At 57.3% G+C, this 22,593-nt stretch carries 14 protein-coding genes; 9 read left to right on the top strand and 5 right to left on the bottom strand.

Features of this window, described 5'->3' with window-relative positions; genetic code table 11:
• Together GIW02_RS03470 and GIW02_RS03465 are read right to left on the bottom strand one after the other, a co-directional pair.
• Positions 1 to 1,356: a tryptophan--tRNA ligase gene (locus tag GIW02_RS03470; RefSeq protein ID WP_236421776.1), complete on the bottom strand. Its 1,356-nt coding sequence runs from the start codon at positions 1,354 to 1,356 to the stop codon at positions 1 to 3.
• Positions 1,357 to 1,380: 24 nt separating this feature from the next.
• Positions 1,381 to 2,010: an alpha/beta fold hydrolase gene (locus tag GIW02_RS03465; RefSeq protein WP_236419948.1), complete on the bottom strand. Its 630-nt coding sequence runs from the start codon at positions 2,008 to 2,010 to the stop codon at positions 1,381 to 1,383.
• A 147-nt stretch (positions 2,011 to 2,157) separates the two neighbouring features.
• Between GIW02_RS03465 and GIW02_RS03460 the strand changes: the two genes are divergently transcribed.
• Positions 2,158 to 2,595 (top strand): YhcB family protein, encoded by a 438-nt coding sequence (locus GIW02_RS03460; RefSeq protein WP_017138275.1) that lies wholly within the window; start codon positions 2,158 to 2,160, stop codon positions 2,593 to 2,595.
• A 194-nt stretch (positions 2,596 to 2,789) separates the two neighbouring features.
• Here the strand turns inward: GIW02_RS03460 and GIW02_RS03455 are convergent, their stop codons facing one another.
• Positions 2,790 to 4,514: an ABC transporter ATP-binding protein/permease gene (locus GIW02_RS03455; protein ID WP_236421775.1), complete on the bottom strand. Its 1,725-nt coding sequence runs from the start codon at positions 4,512 to 4,514 to the stop codon at positions 2,790 to 2,792.
• Positions 4,515 to 4,788: 274 nt separating this feature from the next.
• On the opposite strand from GIW02_RS03455, the gene GIW02_RS03450 reads away from it, so the two are divergent.
• Positions 4,789 to 7,830: a dermonecrotic toxin domain-containing protein gene (locus GIW02_RS03450; RefSeq protein ID WP_236416788.1), complete on the top strand. Its 3,042-nt coding sequence runs from the start codon at positions 4,789 to 4,791 to the stop codon at positions 7,828 to 7,830.
• Between the two features lie 107 nt (positions 7,831 to 7,937).
• Here GIW02_RS03450 and GIW02_RS03445 read toward each other — a convergent pair whose 3' ends face one another.
• Both GIW02_RS03445 and GIW02_RS03440 read right to left on the bottom strand, forming a co-directional pair.
• Positions 7,938 to 8,498 carry a response regulator transcription factor gene (locus tag GIW02_RS03445; protein ID WP_003171731.1) on the bottom strand — a complete coding sequence of 187 codons (561 nt, stop codon included), beginning with the start codon at positions 8,496 to 8,498 and terminating at the stop codon, positions 7,938 to 7,940.
• Positions 8,491 to 9,753: an ATP-binding protein gene (locus GIW02_RS03440; protein ID WP_236416771.1), complete on the bottom strand. Its 1,263-nt coding sequence runs from the start codon at positions 9,751 to 9,753 to the stop codon at positions 8,491 to 8,493. The genes GIW02_RS03445 and GIW02_RS03440 overlap by 8 nt, the downstream gene beginning before the upstream one ends.
• Before the next feature lie 205 nt (positions 9,754 to 9,958).
• Between GIW02_RS03440 and GIW02_RS03435 the strand changes: the two genes are divergently transcribed.
• The 7 genes from GIW02_RS03435 (at position 9,959) to GIW02_RS03405 (ending at position 22,593) form a co-directional block, all read left to right on the top strand.
• Positions 9,959 to 10,669, top strand: a complete 711-nt coding sequence (locus GIW02_RS03435) for an SIMPL domain-containing protein (RefSeq protein WP_236416769.1) — start codon at positions 9,959 to 9,961, stop codon at positions 10,667 to 10,669.
• Between the two features lie 426 nt (positions 10,670 to 11,095).
• Entirely contained in the window at positions 11,096 to 13,837 is a 2,742-nt protein-coding gene (locus tag GIW02_RS03430) for a hypothetical protein (RefSeq protein WP_236416757.1), read from the top strand.
• Positions 13,838 to 13,939: 102 nt separating this feature from the next.
• Complete coding sequence (locus GIW02_RS03425; protein ID WP_236416755.1) at positions 13,940 to 15,541, top strand: ABC transporter substrate-binding protein; 1,602 nt, start codon at positions 13,940 to 13,942, stop codon at positions 15,539 to 15,541.
• A gap of 258 nt (positions 15,542 to 15,799) precedes the next feature.
• On the top strand, positions 15,800 to 17,428 hold the full coding sequence (locus GIW02_RS03420) for an ABC transporter substrate-binding protein (RefSeq protein WP_236416741.1): 1,629 nt from the start codon (positions 15,800 to 15,802) through the stop codon (positions 17,426 to 17,428).
• 304 nt (positions 17,429 to 17,732) lie between these two features.
• Positions 17,733 to 19,337, top strand: a complete 1,605-nt coding sequence (locus GIW02_RS03415; protein WP_236416738.1) for an ABC transporter substrate-binding protein — start codon at positions 17,733 to 17,735, stop codon at positions 19,335 to 19,337.
• Positions 19,338 to 19,510: 173 nt separating this feature from the next.
• Positions 19,511 to 20,914: an OprD family porin gene (locus GIW02_RS03410; protein ID WP_236421774.1), complete on the top strand. Its 1,404-nt coding sequence runs from the start codon at positions 19,511 to 19,513 to the stop codon at positions 20,912 to 20,914.
• An 80-nt stretch (positions 20,915 to 20,994) separates the two neighbouring features.
• Entirely contained in the window at positions 20,995 to 22,593 is a 1,599-nt protein-coding gene (locus GIW02_RS03405) for an ABC transporter substrate-binding protein (RefSeq protein ID WP_236419078.1), read from the top strand.

Here is a 22,593-nt window from a genome sequence, read left to right as displayed (position 1 = left end):
TTAATCCTCGGTGGGGGTCAACGCAACGCGCAAGGCGGCGATGGCGGCATCGCGGGAGGCCGCGTCGGCGAACTCGGCGCTGTCGGCCACGGCCGCGTCGTCCAGCCATACGCTGAAGCCCAGGGCCTCGGGGCGCACGTCGAGCATCACGCCGCTTTGCAGCTGCTTGGTCACTGCGCCGGCCGCTTTGCCGTCAGCAAAGTTGCGCGACAGCAGCAGTTGCTCACCATCAGCCGCCAACAGGCGGAAGCGGAAGCTACCGTCGTCTTCGCGGAAGCTCACGAAACGCGCGGCTTTCGCGGTTTTCTTTTTGGTCGCGACTGGTGCAGCCGCCTGATTGACGAATGAACGCAGGCCCACCGCTTCGCGCAACTCAGCCAGGAACGGCGCCGCCACAGCGCGGGCCTTCTTGGCGCCAACCAACAGCAAGTCTTCCATGTCCGAGGGACGCGACATCAGTGTGTGATAGCGCTCGCGGGCCTCACCCAGTTGGCCGTCCAGCAGCTGGAACAGACGGTTCTTCGCCTCGCCCCAACCCAGGCCTTGCAGCAGCTCGGCGCGGAATTCTGCTTCCTGGGCCTTGCTCGCAAACGCCTGGTACAGGGTGAACAGGTGCGAGTTGTCCGGGTCTTTGGCTTCGCCCGGCGCGCGCGAATCGGTGACGATCCGCGAGATGGCGTCCTTCATGTCCTTGGCGCTGGTGAACAACGGGATGGTGTTGTCGTAGCTCTTGGACATCTTGCGGCCATCCAGGCCCGGCAAGGTGGCGACGCTTTCTTCAATCAGCGCCTCGGGCATGGTGAAGAACTCTTTGCCGTTGCCGAACAGGTGGTTGAAACGCTGGCCGATATCGCGGGCCATTTCCACGTGCTGGATCTGGTCGCGACCGACCGGCACCTTGTGCGCGTTGAACATCAGGATGTCCGCCGCCATCAGCACCGGGTAGCTGTAAAGGCCCATGGTGATGCCCGCATCCGGGTCTTCGCCGGCTTCCACGTTCTTGTCCACCGAGGCCTTGTAGGCGTGGGCGCGGTTGAGCAAGCCCTTGGCGGCGACGCAGGTGAGCAGCCAGGTCAACTCGGGGATTTCCGGGATGTCGGACTGGCGGTAGAACGTCACCCGGTTCACATCCAGGCCACCGGCCAGCCAGGTCGCGGCGATTTCCATACGCGAGCGCTGGATGCGCTGCGGGTCATCGCACTTGATCAGGGCGTGGTAGTCGGCCAGAAAGTAAAAGGAGTCGGCATTCGCGTCCTGGCTGGCGAGGATCGCCGGGCGGATCGCACCGGCGTAGTTGCCCAGGTGCGGCGTGCCGGTGGTGGTGATGCCGGTGAGGATACGGGTACGAGTCGTCATGGGTAATCGCTTATCAGACTGCTATCAATTCGAAAGACGCGGCAGTACCAGATCCTTGAGATCGGTCAGCTTGCCATGAAAAAAGTGTCCGCATTCTGCCACTTTCAGCAGCTCATGGGGGCGATTCAGGGCGGCGGACCAGTCGTAGACCAGTTGCGGGTCGACCACTTCGTCGGTTTCCGGCTGGATCAGGGTCAGCGGGCAGCCTTGTGGCAGCACGTCACTGTCGCGCAGGCGCATCACCGCAGCGGCGACCATGAACAGATGCGCGAGCTTTTCGCCCTTGGCTTCCAGGCGGCCACCGAGACTGGCGGCCACATACCCGCCGAAGGAAAACCCCAGGAGGGTGATCGGCAGGTCCGGGTGTTTTTCCCGCAGCCAGGTGGCCGCCGCTTCGGCATCGTCGACTTCACCGGTGGCCATGTCATGAGTACCAGCGCTGGCACCAACGCCACGGTAATTGAAACGCAAAGTAATCAAACCGGCATCGCGCGCGGTGCGCTGCAAGGTCGATACGACTTTATTGAGCATGGTCCCGCCCTGCACCGGGTTGGGGTGGCAGATCAGCGCCAGGCCAAGTGGCTCGGGGTGATCCAGGTACAAGGCTTCCAGTTGGCCTACCGGGCCATCGATCAAAACGGGGGTTTCACGCATGAGCAAGGAATGAACTCCGTGACCTCTCAAAGGGTCGACTCGTCTAGCTAAAAGTCTGTGCATGGCATCATTGCGAGCTTAATCGCGGTATACAGCGCAGGTCCGAGCCGTTAACGTAAAGCAAAGCCGTTTATAGAGGAAGGACTCGTGGAACACTCGCTCTTAGTTTGGTTGTTGCCGACTCTTGCCCTGGTTGCCGGTGTCGCCATTGGTTTCCTGGTTGCTCGCTTGCTGCCGAATGCCGCGCCTAACCGCACGCAGCGTCAGCTGGATGACATCCAGGAACGTTTTGACAGTTATCAGAACGAGGTTGTTACCCACTTCAACAGCACCGCGACCCTGGTCAAGAAGCTCACCCAGAGCTACCAGGAAGTACAGGATCACCTCGCCGATGGCGCCAACCGCCTGGCCCTCGACGACATCACCCGTCAGCGCCTGCTGGCCGCGCTGCATTCCGATGCACCGCAAGCTCCACGCGAGCGCCTGACCCCACCCCGGGAAAACCAGGAGCCGCCACGGGACTACGCGCCAAAAACGCCGAACGCCCCAGGCATGCTGGATGAGCATTACGGCTTGAAGAAGTAAGCCCTCTTCAAGCACTGAAAAAGCCCGGCTGATCGATGATCAGCCGGGCTTTTTTGTGCGCGCTCAGTAGCCGGAACAATGAGGTCAAATGTGGGAGGGGGCTTGCTCCCGATGGCAGTGTGTCAGTCACAACACCTGCAGCTGACACACCGCTATCGGGGGCAAGCCCCCTCCCACATTAACCGAGCGACGCTTCAAGCCACGGGTTGTTCCTGCAACCGCCCGCCCTCGATGCGCACATGCCGCCCATGGAAGCGCTTGAGGCTGCTGCGGTGCCCCACGCTGACAATGCTCAGCCCCGGCAACTCATCGATCAACGCCTGGTACAGCGTCGCCTCGTCCTCTTCATCCATGGCCGAGGTGGCTTCGTCCATGTACAGCCATTGCGGCGCGAACAGCAACGCGCGAGCAAAGGCCAGGCGCTGCTGCTCACCCGGCGAGAGCATGCGCTGCCAGTGGTTGGCCTCGTCCAGACGCGCGATCAAATGTGGCAGGCGGCAGGTTTCCAGGACCTGTGCATAACGTTGCGCCGAGTAAACGCTGTCGTCCTGTGGATAACTCAGCACGGCCTTCAACGTACCAATCGGCAGGTAAGGCTTCTGCGGCAGGAACAGGTAGCGCGCCGCCGGCAAGCGAATGCTGCCATGGCCCGCTGGCCACAGGTGGCCCATGGCACGCAGCAGGGTACTTTTACCGCTGCCGGAGCGGCCGCTGAGCATCAGACGCTGGCCCGGCTCTACGGTCATGTCGGCATCGGTGAGCAAGTGGCGGCCGTCCGCGAGGTCCATGCCCAGGTTCTGCACGACCAGGCGTTCGCCTTGGGCGCGCACATCAATCGCCGGTGGGCGCTGCTCGTTGTCAGTCATCGCCTGGTGAAAGCTCAGCAGACGGTCGCTGGTAGCGCGCCACGCCGCCAACTCCGAATACGCGTCGATAAACCAGCTGAAATTCTCCTGCACGTTGCCGAACGCCGAGTTGATTTGCATCAGCTCGCCCAGCTCGATCTTGCCGGTGAAGTAGCGCGGCGCGGCGACGATAAACGGGAAGATGATCGCAATCTGGCTGTAGCCGGCAGTGAAGAAGGTCAGGCGCTTGGACACTTTCATGATGTCCCAGAAGTTGTGCCAGACCTTGGCGAAGCGTGCGCTCAAGCGCTGGTTCTCGTTCGGTTCGCCGTTGTACAAGGCGATGCTCTCGGCGTTCTCGCGCACACGCACCATGGAAAAACGCAGGTCCGCTTCGAAGCGTTGTTGTTGGTTGCTCAAGCCGATCAAGCGACGGCCGATCAAGTGCGTCACCCAACTGCCTACTGCGGCGTACAACAATGCGCACCAGAACATGTAGCCGGGAATGGTGATACCGAACACCTCGATGCTGCCCGACACGCCCCACAGGATGATCGAGAACGACACCAAGCTGACCACGTTGCGCAGCAAGCCCAGGCCCAGGCTCAACGTGCTGGAGGTGAAGTTGTTGAGGTCTTCGGAAATCCGCTGGTCCGGGTTATCGGTGTAGCCGCCCTGCTCCAGCTGGTAGTAATTCTTGTGCGCGAGCCAGCGCGCGAAGTGCTTTTCGGTGAGCCAGGCGCGCCAGCGAATGGTCAGCATCTGGGTCAGGTACAGGCGATACACCGCACCGAGGATGGCCACGGCCGCGATCCCGCCGAAATAGCCGATCAACTGCCAGAACGCCGCCGTGTCCTTCTTCTCCAGGGCGTTGTAGAAGTCTTTGTACCAGTGGTTGATCCACACCGAAATCGCCACGCTGAACAACGACAAACCAATCACCGCAGCCAGCAGCAGCCAGGCCTTGCCCTTCTCTTCACTGCGCCAATAAGGCGTGATCATCGCCCAGGTTCGGCGAAAGAAGTGCCCACGCACCGCGTCATTGACCGCAGAGTACTCAGCGTTCTGATTCATCGTTCAGGCTCGGTAAGAAAAAGTGACAGGCGTTTGAACCGATCATAGTGGATCGGTTCAGGGCTCCGTGCGGCCCAAAGCGGGTTGTTCAGCCTGCGTTCAGCGGCATATCAGATGGTTTGCGCCTCCACTGCAAAGCTTGGGTAACAACTCTGCGCACATTTCCCTGATGCCAACTAGAACGAACTTACATAACGACGGGAACGCTTCCCACGCCCAGGGCCACCTAATGCGCTAACACAGACCGCACACTTTCAATGACGAGATGCCCACTATGCAAATCAGCCCCACACTCCCTACCCGCCAGCCTGAGAGCATTCATGACCAACCCGATTCGCCGAGTACACAGGCTCACCGTAAACGCTCAATCGACTCCACGGCGCCGATTGAGCAGCAATTGGTCGTTGATATAAAGCCAGAGTCCCCCTCGCGAAATGACTCTTACGTTGAAACAGTTGTCGATCCCGACCCCGGCAAAAGTGTGGCAAACGACCAAAAAACCTCGCTGCCTGTCAATCTTGGCCTCAACATCAACATCGACCCTGCGGCGAAAGCGATCTCCACTTCGTTCAAAAGTGTGGAGCAGGAAGCGTCCATCTTCCTCAAAGAGAAATTTGCACAGATGAAAGCCCGGGAAACAGACCCGAGCAAGAAGCAGATGTGGGACATCGACCCTGATAATACTTATCTCGTCACTTACGATTACAACAGCCAAGGTAAAGAACCCTACCCGGCAAAAATCACCGAAAGAATCACACTGACCCAGGCGCTGATCAAAAATGCGCAAGATACCCCACAAGGAGAGGGCTACAGCGTTTCCTTCTTTACAGGTGGCCCGAACGTAAAACTTCAGGACAGTCTTGACCGTCGCAGTCCGCACTTTTATGACCTCTCAAGCCGCTTTGATCCACACAGTAAAGACGCGGATATCACCCACAGCTATCAAGGCATCTACAACGAACCCGCCGGCTCACCCACCCTCGCGTACAACAGTTCAACCCAAAGCTCGCTCTCGCCAGCAGACTTCAAAGCATTGATATGGAACGCTGAATTTCAAAAGCCGTATGCCTCGTTTCTGGATCAATTCTGGAGCAGCCATCAAGAAAAATACGCACCGCTAGCCAAAGCCGCCTTTATCAAATCGGCGATGGCGCAGCATCAAGAGGGCAGCCTGAGCGCAGCGGGCCGAGCGTTAGTGATGCGCGCAGCAGGAATGGCGGACAATCAGAATTCATGGCCTGACATAAAATTTGAAGAACTTCTAAAGAATCCGCCCAAGGACCCGAACATCGAAGTCGGTTTGCTGAAAATCGGTGAGTTTCCATCCACCGACATTATCTATATCACCGATAAAAGTGCAAAAACCGACGCTGACGGCAATAAGGCTCGCCCGCTCACGCTGCTTTATATACCGGGAAACTCTTCACCCATTCATAGCTTCAATAGTCCCGCCGAAATGAAGGCGTGGCTTGCGAAACAAATGGCTGAACCGCTCAAGCAAAATGCACTGGCCTCTCACTTCAAACTCGAGGACAAACCTAATGGCTGGGCACGCGCCGGAATAGATGAAACCCTTGCCGGCCTCGGGGACTGGCCCGCTTACCATGAACCCGCTGGCTTCTATAACGACAAGGCATTCAGCGGCAAGTGGGACCCTCAGGCGTTCATCGAGACAGAACCTTACAACCTACCGTTCGACGAAGTATCGAAACGACAGAAAGCTCGGTCACACGCGGATGCGGCAGTCAAAATAACCACAGGCAGCGACGTCACCAAAGGACATATCATTGCAGGCTTGGAAAAGACCGCCAAAGCCGCGATGTTTCTCACCCCGCTAGCGTTGGTGGTCCCTGAAGTGGCAGTGGCGTTGGATCTTTATTACCTGGCAGATGGACTCGCCACTGCCGGCATTGGGATTGACGACGTACTTCACGGCAAAGAGCAAGGAACTGATCGAATAGTATTCGGGTTGTTCAACGCCGCCACGGTGGTGGTGCCCCGCATTCTAACGAAATTAAAACCCGAAGTAGCGTTCTCACCACACCAAAGCCCTCGGTCAGCCCCCCATGTAGAGGAGTCAGCGCCCCCGAGGGAAGAGCCTTCCCCGACACAAACCCAAACCCAAACCCAAACCCAAACCCCAACCAATAGCAGACTGAGCGAACTCACAGACAAATTCAGACTAAAAAACACCATTAAAACGACGTTCGAACCCTACGCCAGTCAATACAAAACAACCGGAGAGTTCGTAGCCGACGAATGGGGAGTCTACAAGATAAAAGGCGAACCCTACATCCCAATAGCAGAGGATGGAACCAACGGCACCGTACTCTACAGGGTACGTTTAAATGCAAATAACAACATTGAACTGATCAAGCCGGGAGAGAGTATTTCAGCCAACGCGCCCCAGGTGAGAGAGCTGGGAAATGGCAAATTCAGACAAATTATCGATAATCATTTGTTTGCAAAAAAGATAAAAGGCACGCTAAAAAAGGGACCTTTTCGCGACGCTTATGAAAAAGGCCTGACCCAGGGGGACCCGCGCAAAATAAAAGACTACCGAGCCGACATGGCGACTGACCAAATCAAAGCATTAATTATGGAGCCCCAAAGAACGGCCGAGGAAATAGGTACCTTGGTGGCGCTGCTGAAAAAGCGAGAGGTCACGTTCAGCCTTGAAAGGTTTTTGGTTTTCAAAGCCGACATGGAGGCTGCCGGTGGAGTGGCCGTTGGAATGCCACAAAGTTTTTACCTGCATGAGATCAGTGCATTAAATGGCGGGGAATGCGCTGCGCTCGCCAATACGATGGCACTGGCGATTCTCCATGGGAAAGAAGACGTGCTGATCGAGAACTTGTTTAAGGCTACTGTCACTTCAAAAGAGCCAAGTATCCTCCGCTTCAGAAAAAACATGAAGGATCTGCAAAAAGTCAGTGAATATCACTTTCACAGCGCGCAGCCGGGCAAACAAGTTCCTTACACGTATATCGCCGCTGAGCTGGATAAGGCTACACAGACAACGATACTTCGAATCAGGGACAATAGTCATGGCATCATAGCGGGCACCACTGTGAAAAACGGTATAAAAGACTTCTTCGTTTATGACCCTAATTACGGAATGGCAAAGTTCTCAACGAAAGAATCAATGGAAAAATCCCTGGAGAGCCTACTCAATAGCGGGGGCACTGCTAGCTCACGCCAGCCTTTTGGTACAGACCCCACTGTTCCAGAATATGAAGTTAGTGAGTTCAGCGAACAGGACTTCCTTCGCTCAGCACAAGGCGTGGACCCCAGTGAGTTTTTCGAGAAACTCTAAGAGCCCCGTAAATAATTGGCAGTAGCGATTCACTGATAAAGCAGGTACAGCACGTTTCTAAAAGCACGCAGCTTACGTGTTGCACCCGCTCAGTGCTTGATGCGGGATTAGCGTCGTACCGGGCGCTTCTGCAACTTGCGCTGCAGTGTGCGGCGGTGCATGCCCAGGGCGCGGGCCGTGGCGGAGATATTGCCTTCGTGCTCGGTCAGCACGCGCTGGATATGCTCCCATTGGAGGCGGTCCACCGACATCGGGTTTTCCGGCACCAGGGTGTCGAGGTCGGCGTGCTCGGAGAGCAAGGCGGCCAGCACGTCATCGGCATCTGCAGGTTTGCACAGGTAGTTGCAGGCACCGCGCTTGATGGCCTCGACGGCGGTGGCGATGCTGGAGTAACCGGTGAGGATCACCACGCGCATCTCAGGGTCGAGTTCCAGCAGCTTGGGCAGGAGCACCAGGCCGGAATCGCCGTCCATTTTCAGGTCGAGCGCGGCATAATCCGGCAGGTCGGCCTGGGCGATGGTCAGGCCTTCTTCGGCTGAACCTGCGGTGCTCACGCGAAAGCCGCGACGGCTCATGGCACGCGCCATGACGCGGGTAAAGGTGGCGTCGTCATCTACCAGCAGCAGGTGCGGCAGTTCTTCGCCTTCGACTTGGATCTCGTCACTCATCGATATCTCCTCGTGCGACACGGGGCAGGCGCAGCTCGGTGAGCGTACCGCCTTCCTCATGACTATAGAGCTTCACTGAGCCGCCCGCGCGGGTCACGCTGGCCTTGCTCAAAAACAGGCCGAGGCCGAAGCCTTTGCCCTTGGTGGTAAAGAACGGTTTGCCGATCTGCTCGGCAATCGCCAGCGGCACGCCCGCGCCGTGATCGCGAATGCTGATGGTGACGTCTTCCGCGTCCCAGTCCAGCTGCACGCCGAGGCCTTCGGGGCAGGCATCCGCGGCGTTGTTCAGCAGGTTAAGCAGCGCTTGGGTCAGGTCCGGCGGCGGCGCCATGCGCGGCACACTGCCCTGGCCCAGCAGGTTGAAGCGGTAACTGGCCTCGGGGCGCATCAGGTGCCAGCGGTTCAGGGCTTCATCGAGCCACTGGGTAACGTCCTGCATCTCCACCGCCAGGCGGCGATTGGCTTCGGCGGCGCGCACCAGTTGCTGCAACGTCTGCTTGCACTGCTTGACCTGTTCCTGCAGCACGCTGAGGTCATCCTGCAGGGCAGGGTCGTGATGGTCCTGGGTCATTTCCTTGAGCAATACGCTCATGGTGGCCAGCGGTGTGCCCAGTTCGTGGGCGGCGCCAGCGGCCTGAGTGGCCACGGCCAACAGCTGCTGGTCACGCAGGCCCTCTTCACGGCGAATGGCGCGTAGTTCTTCCTGGCGGCGCAATTCTTCGGCCATGCGGGCGGCGAAAAAGGTAATGACGGCGGCGGACAGCGCAAAACTCAGCCACATCCCGTAGATCTGCAGGTTTTCACGCGCGATCGGGAAGGTTTGCAACGGATAGAACTGCGCCAGCAGCAAGGTATAAAACGTCAGGGCGATGCCCGACAGTACGACCGAGTAGCGCCATGGCAACGTCACGGCAGCAATGGTCAGTGGTACCAGGTAGTAAGAAACAAACGGGTTGGTGGAACCACCGGAGAAATACAGCAACACACTGTGGATAAACAGGTCGCACGCCAACTGAAGCGCATATTCCAGCTCGGTCACCGGCCATGTGGTGCGCAGGCGGATAGCGGTGAACGCGCAGAGCACGGTGGAGAACGCAAGGGTCACACCCAGCTGCAGCCAGGGCAGTGGCAGCAAGTCGAACCAATAGGCGAGCCCGACGGAGCCGGCCTGTGCGGCCAGTACCAGGGTACGGATAAACGTCAGGCGCCAGAGGTTCTGGCGGGTGGCGGAAGTCAATTTTACGGCGGCGAGCATGAGCTCTCCCGGTGAGCGCTGCAGGCGGATCGGCAGGAGTATAAACGAAGCAGGCCCACCGACACGGCGCGTGTGGCTCTTTGCCGCAGGCCCGTTTGATGACCGTTCGTCGGCAACACCACTACATGTAGCGAATGTGTAAACCCCAAGAACCCGATGCCACCGTCTACAGTCATACCGAACACGAACATCCCAAGGAGCTTCCATGTCTCGTTTCACTCGCAGTGCAGCCGTTATCACCCTCAGCGCCAGCGCCCTGGCCAGCCTTCCGGCAATGGCCGCCGATGAGCTGCATTACAACCAGATTTCCCTGCGTGCCGAGGTCAGCCAGGAGGTCGCCCGCGACAAGATGATCGTCACCCTCTACACCGAGTCGCAGAATGCCGACCCAGCCAAGCTGGCAGCCGAAATCACCACGACCCTGAACAAGGCCCTGGGCGAGGCCCGTGAGGTCAAGGCCGTGACCCTGCGCCAGGGCAGCCGTAACAGCTACCCGATCTACGACAACAAAAACCAGAAGATCACCGGCTGGCGCGAGCGCGCCGAGTTGCGCCTGGAAAGTGCGGACTTCCCGGCCCTGTCCAAGCTCACCGGCGAATTGCTGAACACACTGAAAATGGACAGCATGGACTTCGCCATCGCCGACGCCACGCGCAAGTCCAGTGAAGATGCGTTGCTCAAGGACGCAGTCGCCGCGTTCAAGGCACGCGCCCAATTGGCCACCGATGCGCTGGGCGGCAAGGGCTATAAGATCGTCAACCTGAACTTCAACACTAATGGCTATCCACAACCGTATGCCCGTGGCGCCATGATGATGAAAGCGGCCATGGCGGATTCGGCACCGACGCCGGAAGTCGAAGCCGGCACCAGCCAGGTCAGCATGAGTGCTGATGGTGTGATCGAAGTGTTGCAATAAACCGCTTACGACATTAAAAACGGCGCAGCCTGAACGGCTGCGCTTTTTTTGGGCAGTGTTCAGTTGGCCAAACAGCCCCTTGCCAATATAAAAACAAAACTTACACCCCATCTCGAACGCCATATTCGCAGCGCTTCATTAAAGCCACACTACAACAGGCTGCGTGCTTCCGCCCCCTCCCCAGCACTGTAGGGATTAACTTAAATCCCAAGATCACACGCGAAGTTCGATTATAAAAACGGAACGTCCCGCACCCCATAGCCACTTAGTTACTGTCGATTCCAGCGCAACTTTAATAAGGCATATAGCACTTCAAGACAGTCTGCGCGGCACCGACCAATGCCGAGCCGCGAACACTCATTGCCGCATGGCAGTGCACGGCCGCTCGACGATTAACTACGAATAAACCAACTAATCGAGCCTACAATGCAACCATTGGCACCTTCCCCACTGCACACTCCAGCCCCCCCTGATTCATCACCGATAGCCAACCCAGCGGATTATTCAGAACAAGCATCCGAGTCGCATCGTGCCTCTCGTGCAATCGCCCCTTGGGAAAGCCCGAACAGCAACAGGCCGCAGGGTCGTCAGTTTTATATTGGCGGGCTTAAAGGACACCCACCCGCCGTAGATCTTAAACCTGGTAATTACAACGGAGTCATTTATGGTTGGAGCGAAACCCCGCCCAAGGCGGACGCCTCCCTGCAAGAACGGGAAAAGCGTGCTGGTGAATATGCCTACCGCGTAAAGTGGAAGATCAAGTATGTGGAATCCGGTAACGAAGGCGAAAGGAATGCTAAATTCCAAGACGCTCGCCAATATATGGAACCCGCAGGTTACTTCAGTGGTGGGCTATTGTCAGCGGGGTACGACCCGCATAAAAAAATCATCGTGACATTCGAGTCTTATGTGGGAAAGGGTACTCCCGAGCATATGACCCACTCAGAGCAACGCCCCTACTTCGCATGGGAAATCGCAGCAGGTGCGCTGGAGCACGATAAAGTATCGCGAGGTGGCCCGATCAACTTTAATTTCATGAATATCGAACGTGAAGATAGAAATACGGTCAGCGATTTAGAGTCGATTGGCAAGAAACTCCAAAACAGTTGGGAAAATATCGTCGCCAAACCAATGCGAGACGCCTCGGGAGAACTGGCGCAACGATCAGGAAAGGCAGACACCTATATTTTACGGGGAACCTTGCACAGCCTGCGTAGCGATAAACATGCCTTCGAGCGTTTAAGCCCTGAGGGCCAGGCAGCCGTCGAGCGGACACTGGATAAGAATGGACAAGTTATAATCCCGAATTTATACGGCTACCCACTGGCAGAGTATGCATTTATTCCGTATACCGCCTATGACGGCAACCCTGATCACAGACCCAATCAAGGGGTGATGGTTGACCTGAAAAATGGCACTGTCAGCGAAATTCATGGGGATAAAGATTTTGCCGCCTGGGCCAAACACAATCGTGACAACTTAGTTAGCCGTTTTAATGCCGGCGACCGGCAAGCCTGGAAAGATGCCCATTGGCCAAGCGCGGTCGGCGTTCTTGACAACCTGATTGAAGGCATTAACGCACACTACCCTGGTTATCAAAATCTCGTGAAGGATAAGCCAGTACCGGTTTCAGAACTGTTCAATTACGCTCATTCACGAGACGGCGACTATCATTTGAAGTTCGGTCCTTTGAACAATGGCATTGCCTCAAAATTCCAGGAAGTGAATGCCAAGAATTCCGTGTGGGCCGACCAAACTGAAGTATTTGGCGCCTCACAGCAGAGCTGGAAGGCGGCAAAAGAGGTTTGGGGGAATACGTTCGGTTACCTCCCCGTTGTCGGCAATGCAGGCAATATTGTCTTCGGCATCCATGACAGTATTCACGGTAAAACCGCAGAAGATCGTGTGGGAGGAACCGCCGGCGCGGTGATAACAGGCCTGCTGCTGGCGCACGAAATTATACCGGCCGCGGCAGAGGCAGGACTGGGTGAGCCGACCATTAATTTCAACGCCTCCGGCACCGAACATTACAATTGGCGATACAACGCGCAGACCAGCGAATTTGAGTTGGCGCGTCCTCCCAAGTCGACAAGCAATGCTGATGAACTTCCGGTTACGCCCAAACAGACACCGCAAGTGACATCAACGCCACAGCCTGCGTCCTTTCCGGGAATGCGAGAAATAGAGTTCAACGCAAAGACGTATTTCGTGGCTGAGAAGCCTGATGCCGGGGACGGGATAAATTACTTGTTACGCGTACGGGACCCCAATGACCCTTCGAAATTAGCCAGTAGCGGGATTATTGCCAACCCTGATAACGCCGGGATATGGAGTCGACGCGGTGAAGTCGGCGGATGGCCATGGCAGCGCTCAAATTCGCCAACCCCAAGCGTCGAATCCAAGCCCGCGCTGCTGTCGGATCAGTTTCTAGAAATAGACGGGGCAAAAATGAAAGGCGCAACAACGCTGGATAAATACCTCAATACTGCGGAGCACACGTATACCTACGGCATAGCTGTAAACGATCAAGGTGAGCACATACCGCAAGTTTCCTGGACTGTTGAGGAAAACCCAGCCAATGCGACGCCGCACCCGACAGCCGAAAAATCAACGTTCGGTACGAGCGAGTACAGCGAGCAATTCATAAAAGACATCAATCGCAGCCGGTTCACCGTAAAAACACCTGAAGGTGTCGCGTTGGAAATTGACATCCCCAAAGAGGTAAAACTGCTTGAGCTGAAAAAAGGCGCCAAGTTGTCAACTGCCGAACTCAATAAGGTCATACAAGAAAACATTGAAAAACTTGAGATCGCTATTCCCGATCCCGCGTTAAGGGCACGAATATCTGAAGTGGCCAATCAATGGTTACTGGGCGCTGCCCCAGATGAATTTCAAACCACTCGATTCAAGGGCACTGTATTTGGTAGCGGTCGCGACCCCCACTACGTCATTGACTATAACCCTGCCGATACTACAACCACTGTTACAGCAAAATCCGAGTTTATACTTACCAGATTAGACGAACAGAATGGCGAACTTGAAACGCTCACAGACGTGAATGTAAAAGCCTCAAGATCGATATCGATTAATGGCCACCCTAACAATGAGCCGTATGTCATTGGACGCTCAGCACCTACACGTATAGAAATCACTCCCAAGCAGGTCTGATAAGTACGTCCCCCCTATCTGCCCCTCCTCAACGGCGGTAACCTCGGTGACCGCCGTTTTCGTTTAAGCAGCGTTTATATGCCTGCCACTTCAGGGGTCTCCATGGAAAGAATCACCTTAAAACCACTGCTCCTCGCCGCCGGCCTGCTGGCCTTTATGCCCATGGCCCAGGCCGCCAGCACGTTGGTTTACTGCTCCGAAGCCAGCCCGGTCGGCTTCGACCCCAGCCAGTACACCAGCGGCACCGATTTTGATGCCTCGGCTGAAACCGTGTTCAACCGCCTGACCCAGTTCAAGCGTGGCGGCACCGAAGTCGAACCTGGCCTGGCGACGCGTTGGGAGGTGTCCAATGACGGGCTGACGTATACCTTCCATCTGCGCGACGGCGTCAAATTTCACACCACCGACTACTTCACCCCTACCCGCGACTTCAACGCGGACGACGTGCTCTTCACCTTCAATCGCTTGCTGGACGCCGAGAGCCCGTTCCGCAAGGCCTACCCCTCCGAGTCGCCGTACTTCACCGACATGGGCTTGAACACCACCATCAAGGGCGTCGAAAAAATCGACGAGCACACGGTGCGCTTCAACCTGAACAACGTCGATGCGTCGTTCGTGCAAAACCTGGCCATGAGCTTTGCCTCGGTGCAGTCCGCCGAATACGCCGCGCAATTGCTCAAGCAAGGCACCGCCTCGGACATCAACCAGAAGCCGGTAGGCACCGGGCCGTTTGTGTTCAAGCGCTACCAGAAAGACTCGCAGATCCGCTATGTGGCCAATAAACACTATTGGAAACCCGAGGATGTGAAGCTCGATAACCTGGTGTTCGCCATCACCCCGGATGCCGCCTCGCGCCTGCAAAAGCTCAAGGCCGGTGAATGCCAGGTCAGCGGCTACCCACGCCCCGCCGACATCGACGTGATGAAACAGGACCCCAACCTGCGGGTGCTGCAGCAAGCCGGGTTCAACCTGGGCTTTCTGGCCTACAACGTGACGCACCCGCCACTGGACCAGCTTAAAGTGCGCCAGGCCCTGGACATGGCCATCGACAAGCCGGCCATCATCAAGGCCGTATACCAAAGCGCCGGGCAATTGGCGCAGAACGCGTTGCCACCGGCGCAGTGGTCTTATGACCCGACAGTCAAGGACGCGCCGTATGACCCAACCAAGGCCCGGGCGCTACTAAAAGAAGCAGGGGTTGCACCCGGTACCACCATCAATCTGTGGGCCATGACGGTCCAGCGCGCCTCTAATCCGAACGCGCGGATGTCAGCACAAATGATCCAGCAGGATTGGGCCAAAATCGGCATCAAGGCCAATATCGTCAGCTATGAGTGGGGCGAATACATCAAGCGCGCCAAAAATGGCGAGCATGACGCGATGATTTATGGCTGGACCGGCGACAACGGCGACCCCGATAACTGGCTGGGCGTGCTCTACAGTTGTGCGGCAGTCAAGGGCAGCAACTACGCCAAGTGGTGTAACCCGGCCTACGACAGCCTGGTGCAGCAAGCCAAGGTCAGCAGCGACCGAGAACAGCGCATCAAGTGGTATCAGCAGGCGCAAAAAATACTTAAAGAACAAGTACCTATAACGCCTATCGCAAACTCGACGGTTTTCCAGCCCCTGCGCAAGGAAGTCCGCGACTTCAAGATCAGCCCATTCGGGCTGACGCCCTTCTACGGCGTGAGTCTAGATAAGTAACAGCAACGCCCCAACCGAGTGCGCTAGACGCCTCGGCTGGGCCTTCCTGGTGCACACCTTGCACCGAAAAAACCCTCGAAATAGTCGCAATTATGTAAAAACTTTCATAATTGCGACATTCCTGTACGTTCGTACCACTGTTTGCCTATTGCAACGGTTCAACATCTTGCAATGGGTACGGCGCCTGCATAAGTATCCGCAGGCCGACTCACGAGGTCGCCCTCACCACCAAAAATGACAACAAATCATGAGGCCAACATGCTTAGAAACGCAGTCATTCCGTTAATCGTTAGCGCTGGCCTTATGGCCGCGGCCCCTTTCGCCCAAGCGGCGACTAACCTGGTGTTCTGCTCCGAAGGGAGCCCGGCCGGTTTTGACCCAGGCCAGTACACCACCGGAACAGACTTCGATGCCTCGGCCGAAACCATGTTCAACCGTCTGACCCAGTTCGAACGCGGCGGCACCGCTGTGATTCCTGGGCTGGCCACCAACTGGGACGTGTCCCCGGATGGCCTGACCTACACGTTCCATCTGCGTGATGGCGTGAAGTTCCACACCACCCCGTACTTCAAACCGACGCGTACCTTCAATGCCGATGACGTGCTGTTCACGTTCAACCGCATGATCAACAAGGACGATCCGTTCCGCAAAGCCTACCCCACCGAATTCCCGTATTTCACGGACATGGGGATGGACACCAATATCAAGAACATCGAGAAAGTCGATGACCACACCGTCAAGTTCACCCTTGGCACCGTGGACGCGGCCTTCATCCAGAACCTGGCGATGAGCTTCGCCTCCATCCAGTCTGCCGAATACGCCGCGCAACTGTTGAAGGAAGGCAAAGCTGCCGACATCAACCAGAAGCCGGTCGGTACTGGCCCGTTCGTGTTCAAGAGCTACCAGAAAGACTCGAACATCCGTTACACCGGCAACAAGGACTACTGGAAACCTGAAGACGTGAAGATCGATAACCTGATCTTCGCCATCACCACCGACCCGTCGGTGCGTATCCAGAAGCTCAAGAAAAACGAATGCCAGGTCACCCTGTTCCCGCGTCCGGCCGACCTCAAGGCGCTGGGCGAAGACAAGGACCTGAAACTGCCGAACCAGGCCGGTTTCAACCTGGGCTATATCGCTTACAACGTCATGGACAAGGTCAAGGGCAGCGACCAGCCTAACCCGCTGGCTGACCTGCGAGTGCGCCAGGCACTGGACATGTCGGTGAACAAGCAGCAGATCATCGACTCCGTGTACCAGGGCGCTGGCCAGTTGGCCGTCAACGCCATGCCGCCGACCCAATGGTCGTATGACACCACCATCAAGGACGCCAAGTACGACCCTGAGAAAGCCAAGGCTTTGCTCAAGGAAGCAGGCGTCAAGGAAGGCACCGAGATCGTCCTGTGGGCCATGCCGGTTCAGCGTCCGTATAACCCGAACGCCAAGCTGATGGCTGAAATGCTGCAGAACGACTGGTCCAAGATCGGCTTGAAGGTCAAGATCACCAGCTACGAGTGGGGCGAGTACATCAAGCGCTCCAAAGGCGGCGAGAACCAGGCCATGATCATTGGCTGGAGCGGCGACAATGGTGACCCGGACAACTGGCTGAACGTGCTGTTCGGCTGCGACTCGCTGGCCGGTAACAACTTCTCCAAATGGTGCGACAAGAAATTCGACGGCATCGTGAAAGAAGCCAAGGCCACATCGGATGTCGCCAAACGCACCGAGCTGTACAAGCAGGCGCAACATATCCTCAAAGATGCAGTCCCGATGACACCTATCGCGCACTCGACGGTGTATCAACCCATGCGCAACACCGTGCAGGACTTCAAGATCAGCCCGTTTGGCTTGAACTCCTTCTACGGCGTTAGCGTAAGCGGCAAGTAAGGATCACTGGCGGCGACGTTTCATAACGTCGCCGTTATTGCATCCGCCTGGACCGCAGGCAACAGATCGCATTCGCAGTGGTTGTGTCCTACAGCAACGTACCGCGTCATGTTGCTCTGTTGCCTACATAGTCAGTCCGTTTTGGCGCATTTACTGCGAAGTCTACGGCTCATACCGTCGTAGGACAGCAGAAGCTCCAACTTGGGAAAGGCACTTGCTGCGTGTGGGATCAGTGATGTCTCCCTGGCCGAAAACCGGGGCGATTGCTCACTGATGACAACTACAAACAAGGATCGGGATCGTCATGCGCCATACCACCGTTCTATCCGCAATTTTTGGCACCAGCCTGTTGGCTGTGGCCACGATGGGCCAGGCCGCCGATAAAAAGAGCCTGGTGTTCTGCTCTGAAGGCAGCCCGGCTGGCTTTGATACCGCGCAATACACGACCGCGACGGATAACGACGCGGCCGAGCCGCTGTACAACCGCCTGGTCGAGTTTGAAAAAGGCGCGACCAACGTGGTGCCTGCGCTGGCAACCAAGTGGGATATTTCCGAAGACGGCCTCACCTACACCTTTCACCTGCGTGAAGGGGTGAAATTCCACAGCAACAAGGAATTCAAGCCGACGCGCGACTTCAACGCCGACGACGTGCTGTTCACCTTCAACCGCATGCTTGATGCCGACCACCCGTTTCGCAAGGCCTACCCCACCGAGTTTCCGTACTTCAACGGGATGAGCCTGAACAAGAACATTGCCAAGGTCGAAAAAACCGGCCCGCACACCGTGGTGATGACCCTGAACTCGGTCGACGCCGCATTCGTGCAGAACATCGCTATGAGCTTCGCCGCGATCCTGTCGGCCGAATATGCCGAGCAACTGCTCAAGGAAGGCAAGCCCAGCGACATCAACCAGAAGCCGATCGGCACTGGGCCGTTCGTGTTCCAGCGCTATCAGAAAGACTCGCAGATACGCTATGTGGCCAACAAACAGTATTGGGACCCGAGCAAGGTCCAGTTGGACCAACTGATCTTCGCCATCAACACCGACGCCTCGGTGCGCGTGCAGAAGCTCAAGGCCGGCGAATGCCAGGTCACCCTGCACCCGCGCCCGGCGGATGTGGACGCCCTCAAGGCTGACCCGAACCTGCAATTGCTGACCAAGCCTGGGTTCAACCTCGGCTATATCGCCTACAACGTGCGCCACAAGCCGTTCGACCAGCTCGAAGTGCGTCAGGCGCTGGACATGGCGGTGAACAAGCAGAGCATTCTGAATGCCGTGTACCAGGGCGCAGGCCAATTGGCGGTCAACGCCATGCCGCCGACCCAATGGTCCTACGACGACAGCATCAAGGACGCCGCCTACAACCCGGAAAAAGCCAAGGAACTGCTCAAGGCCGCCGGCGTGAAGGAAGGTACCGAAATCACCCTGTGGGCGATGCCGGTGCAACGCCCATACAACCCCAACGCCAAGCTGATGGCCGAGATGCTGCAAAGCGACTGGGCCAAGATCGGCCTCAAGGTCAAGATCGTCAGCTACGAGTGGGGCGAATACATCAAGCGCACCAAGAACGGTGAGCACGATATCAGCCTGATCGGCTGGACCGGCGACAACGGTGACCCGGACAACTGGCTGGGCACCCTCTACAGCTGCGACGCCATCGGCGGGAACAACTACTCCATGTGGTGCGACCCGGCCTACGACAAGCTGATCAAGCAAGCCAAGGTCGTCACCGACCGCGAACAACGGACTGTTCTGTACAAACAGGCGCAGCAACTGCTCAAGCAGCAGGTGCCGATCACGCCCGTCGCCCACTCAACGGTCAACCAGCCGTTAAGCGCCAAAGTCGAAGGTTTCAAAGTGAGCCCCTTCGGCCGCAACGTGTTCTCGGGCGTCAGTATCACCCCATAAGAAAATAACCGGATGCAGGAGGGCGGGAAGCCGCTCTCCGGCAAACGTGCTGCCTTTTGTTGGGAAATTTCCCACGGCAAACGTTTGCAAAAGCTTGAACGAGTTACACACCCAAATAGCCGGATCACCAAAAAAGACCGGCATTAAAAAAGAGAACCAAAGGAGCTTCACCCATGAAACTGAGCAGCAAAGCGCTTCTGGCCTTGGCCATCAGCAGCATCACGGCCACCGCCTACGCTGAACCCGCCAGCCAGGAATTCGTTCCTACCACCCTGGCCGGCACCAGCGCACAAGGCGAAGCCAAAGGCTTCATCGAAGATTTCAGCCTCGGCGGCACCACGCGTAACTGGTACTCCCACGAAAGCCTCTATCGTGGCGGTTCCTTCGACTACACCGAGCACGGCGTAGCCAAGACCGACCGTAACCGTACCAACTGGGTACAGGGCACCATCATCAACGCCAGCTCGGGTTTCACCCAGGGCACCGTAGGCGTCAAGACCGAAGTGGCGGTGTACAACGCTCTGGTTCTGGACCGCAGTAAGCGCGACATCAAGGGCGGTTCCAACCGTACCCTGGCTGATTCCGACGGCAACGCTGTAGACCAGTGGAGCAAACTGGGCCTGGCCAACGTGCAGTTCCGCGTTTCGAACACCACGCTGACCGCCGGTCGTCAGAACTTCAGCACGCCAATCGTCGACACCATCGGCAACCGTGCGCTGCCGTCGAGCTTCCAGGGCGTGAGTTTCAACAGCGAAGAGTTCAGCAACCTGTCGTTCCAGGGCGGCGCGTTTGACCGCGTTTCGCCACGTACCGAACAGAGCCTGTCGAAATTCCGTTCCGAGTACAGCGCAGGCGGCGCAAATGGCGCGACCACCGACAAGGTCTACACCCTGGGTGCCAACTACCAGCCGTTCAAGAGCCTGAAGACCAGCGTCTTCGGTGCCAACGTCAAGGACTTCTGGAACCAGTACTACTTCGGCGCAACCCACGAGTTGGGTGACAGCCAGACCCTGTCCCTCACCACCGGCCTGAACTACTACAAGACCGTGGACGAAGGCAAAGCGCTGATGGGCGAGATCGACAACGATACCTACTCGCTGTCGCTCGGCCTGGCTCACCAGGCTCACAGCCTGACCTTCTCCTATCAGGCAGTAGACGGTAACGAGTACTTCGACTACCTGCACGAAACCAACGGCATCTACCTGGCCAACTCCCTGACGTCCGACTTCAACGGCCCGAACGAGAAATCGTTCCAGATCGCCTACGCCATCAACATGGCCGAATACGGCGTGCCTGGCCTGAAGTTCAACGCCTACTCCGCTCGCGGCTGGGGCATCGACGGTACTCACTACCGCAGCGGCAACGGCGCACTCGGCTACGGCGCGCAGATTTTGACCCAGGATGGCGAGAAGCATCAGGAATACGGTGTAGGCGCAAGCTACGCCATCCAGAGCGGCCCGCTCAAGGCCACCGCGATTCGTGCCACCTACGTGGAACACCGTGCCAGCGCCAACCAATCTGACGGCAGCATCAAAGAATTCCGTCTGGTTACCACCATCCCGTTCAACATCCTTTAACTAGCGCCAGGTAGACGGCGGGCTCAGGACGAGCCCGCCGTCTACGTTTGTCTGGTCCCATCGATTGCAGAGGGCTCTGAATGAAAATGCTACCGCTACAAGCCGCCATTGCTGCCGCCCTGTTGAGCGTGGCTGTGGGCATTTCGGCCAAACCGCTGGTGGTCTGCACCGAAGCCAGCCCAGAGGGTTTCGATCCGGTCCTGTACACCACGGCCGTCACCGCTGACGCCGCCGCAGAAACCATGTTCAACCGCCTGGTGGACTTCAAGCCCGGCACCACCGAAGTGATCCCCGCGCTGGCCAAAGACCTGCCCGAGATCAGCGCCGATGGCCTGACCTACACGTTCCACCTGCGTGACGACATCAAGTTCCACACCACCGACTACTTCAAACCCACGCGCAACCTGAATGCCGACGACGTGCTTTGGAGCTTCCAGCGCCAGCTGGACCCGAATCACCCGTGGCACAACAAGTCCCTCGTGGGCTACCCGTATTTCGAAAGCATGGGTTTCAAGGAACTGCTCAAGAGCGTAGAGAAGATCGACGATTACACCGTCGTCTTTACCCTGACCCGTCCTGAAGCACCGTTCCTGGCCGACCTGGGCATGGCATTCTCTTCAATCCATTCGAAGGAATACGCCGACCAGTTGCTCAAATCCGGCAAGACCGAAGACCTCAACGCCAAGCCCATCGGCACTGGCCCGTTTGTCTTCATCCGATATCAGAAAGACGCCCAGGCGCGCTTCAAGGCCAACCCTGACTACTTCCGCGGCAAACCGGCTGTCGACCCGCTGATCCTGGCGATCAGCACCGATAACAACGTGCGCCTGCAGAAACTCAAGGCCAATGAATGCCAGATCGCGCTGTTCCCCAAGCCGGATGACATTCCAAGCATCAAGAAAGACCCGAACCTGAAAGTCGATGAGCTGGCGGCGATGACCACCAGTTACACCGCGTTGAACACCACCCACAAATACATGAGCGATGCGCGGGTGCGTCACGCGATCAACATCGCGTTCGACAAGGCCGGTTATACCGAAGCCCTGTTCGGCAAAGGCAATGCGGTGGTGGGTACCGGCCCTTATCCGCCGACCTTGCTGGGTTTCAGCGACAAGCTGAAAAACCCGCCGCGTGATCTGGACAAGGCCCGCGCCCTGCTCAAGGAAGCCGGCGTGCCGGAAGGCACCGAGTTCACCCTGTTCACCCGTAACGGCGGCGGCCCGACCAACCCTAACCCGATGCTCGGCGCCCAGCGCATGCAGGCGGATCTGGCGCAGATTGGCCTGAAGGTCAATATCAAAGTCATGGAATGGGGCGAGATGCTCAAGCGCGCTAAAAACGGCGAGCACGACATGGTTTCGGCAGGCTGGGTAGGCGATAACGGCGACCCGGACAACTTCCTCACGCCGAACCTGAGTTGCGATGCAGCCAAAAACGGCGAAAACTACGCGCGTTGGTGTAACAAAGAGTTTCAGGACTTGATCGACAAGGCGCGCGCCATCGCTGAACCCACCCAGCGCGCCGCACTCTATGAACAAGCACAGGACGTTTTCGACAAGGACCAACCATGGCTTCCCATGGCTTACCCGAAACTGTTCACCGCTATGCGTAAGAACGTAGAGGGCTTCACCCAAAGCCCTCTAGGTACAAATAACTTCGCCACCACTCAGGTGAAGTAA

The organism is Pseudomonas syringae (assembly GCF_021606685.1).
Classification (GTDB): Bacteria; Pseudomonadota; Gammaproteobacteria; order Pseudomonadales; family Pseudomonadaceae; genus Aquipseudomonas; species Aquipseudomonas syringae_R.
Note: the sequence above shows the minus strand (reverse complement) of the source record. Positions and strands in the feature narration are given on the sequence as shown.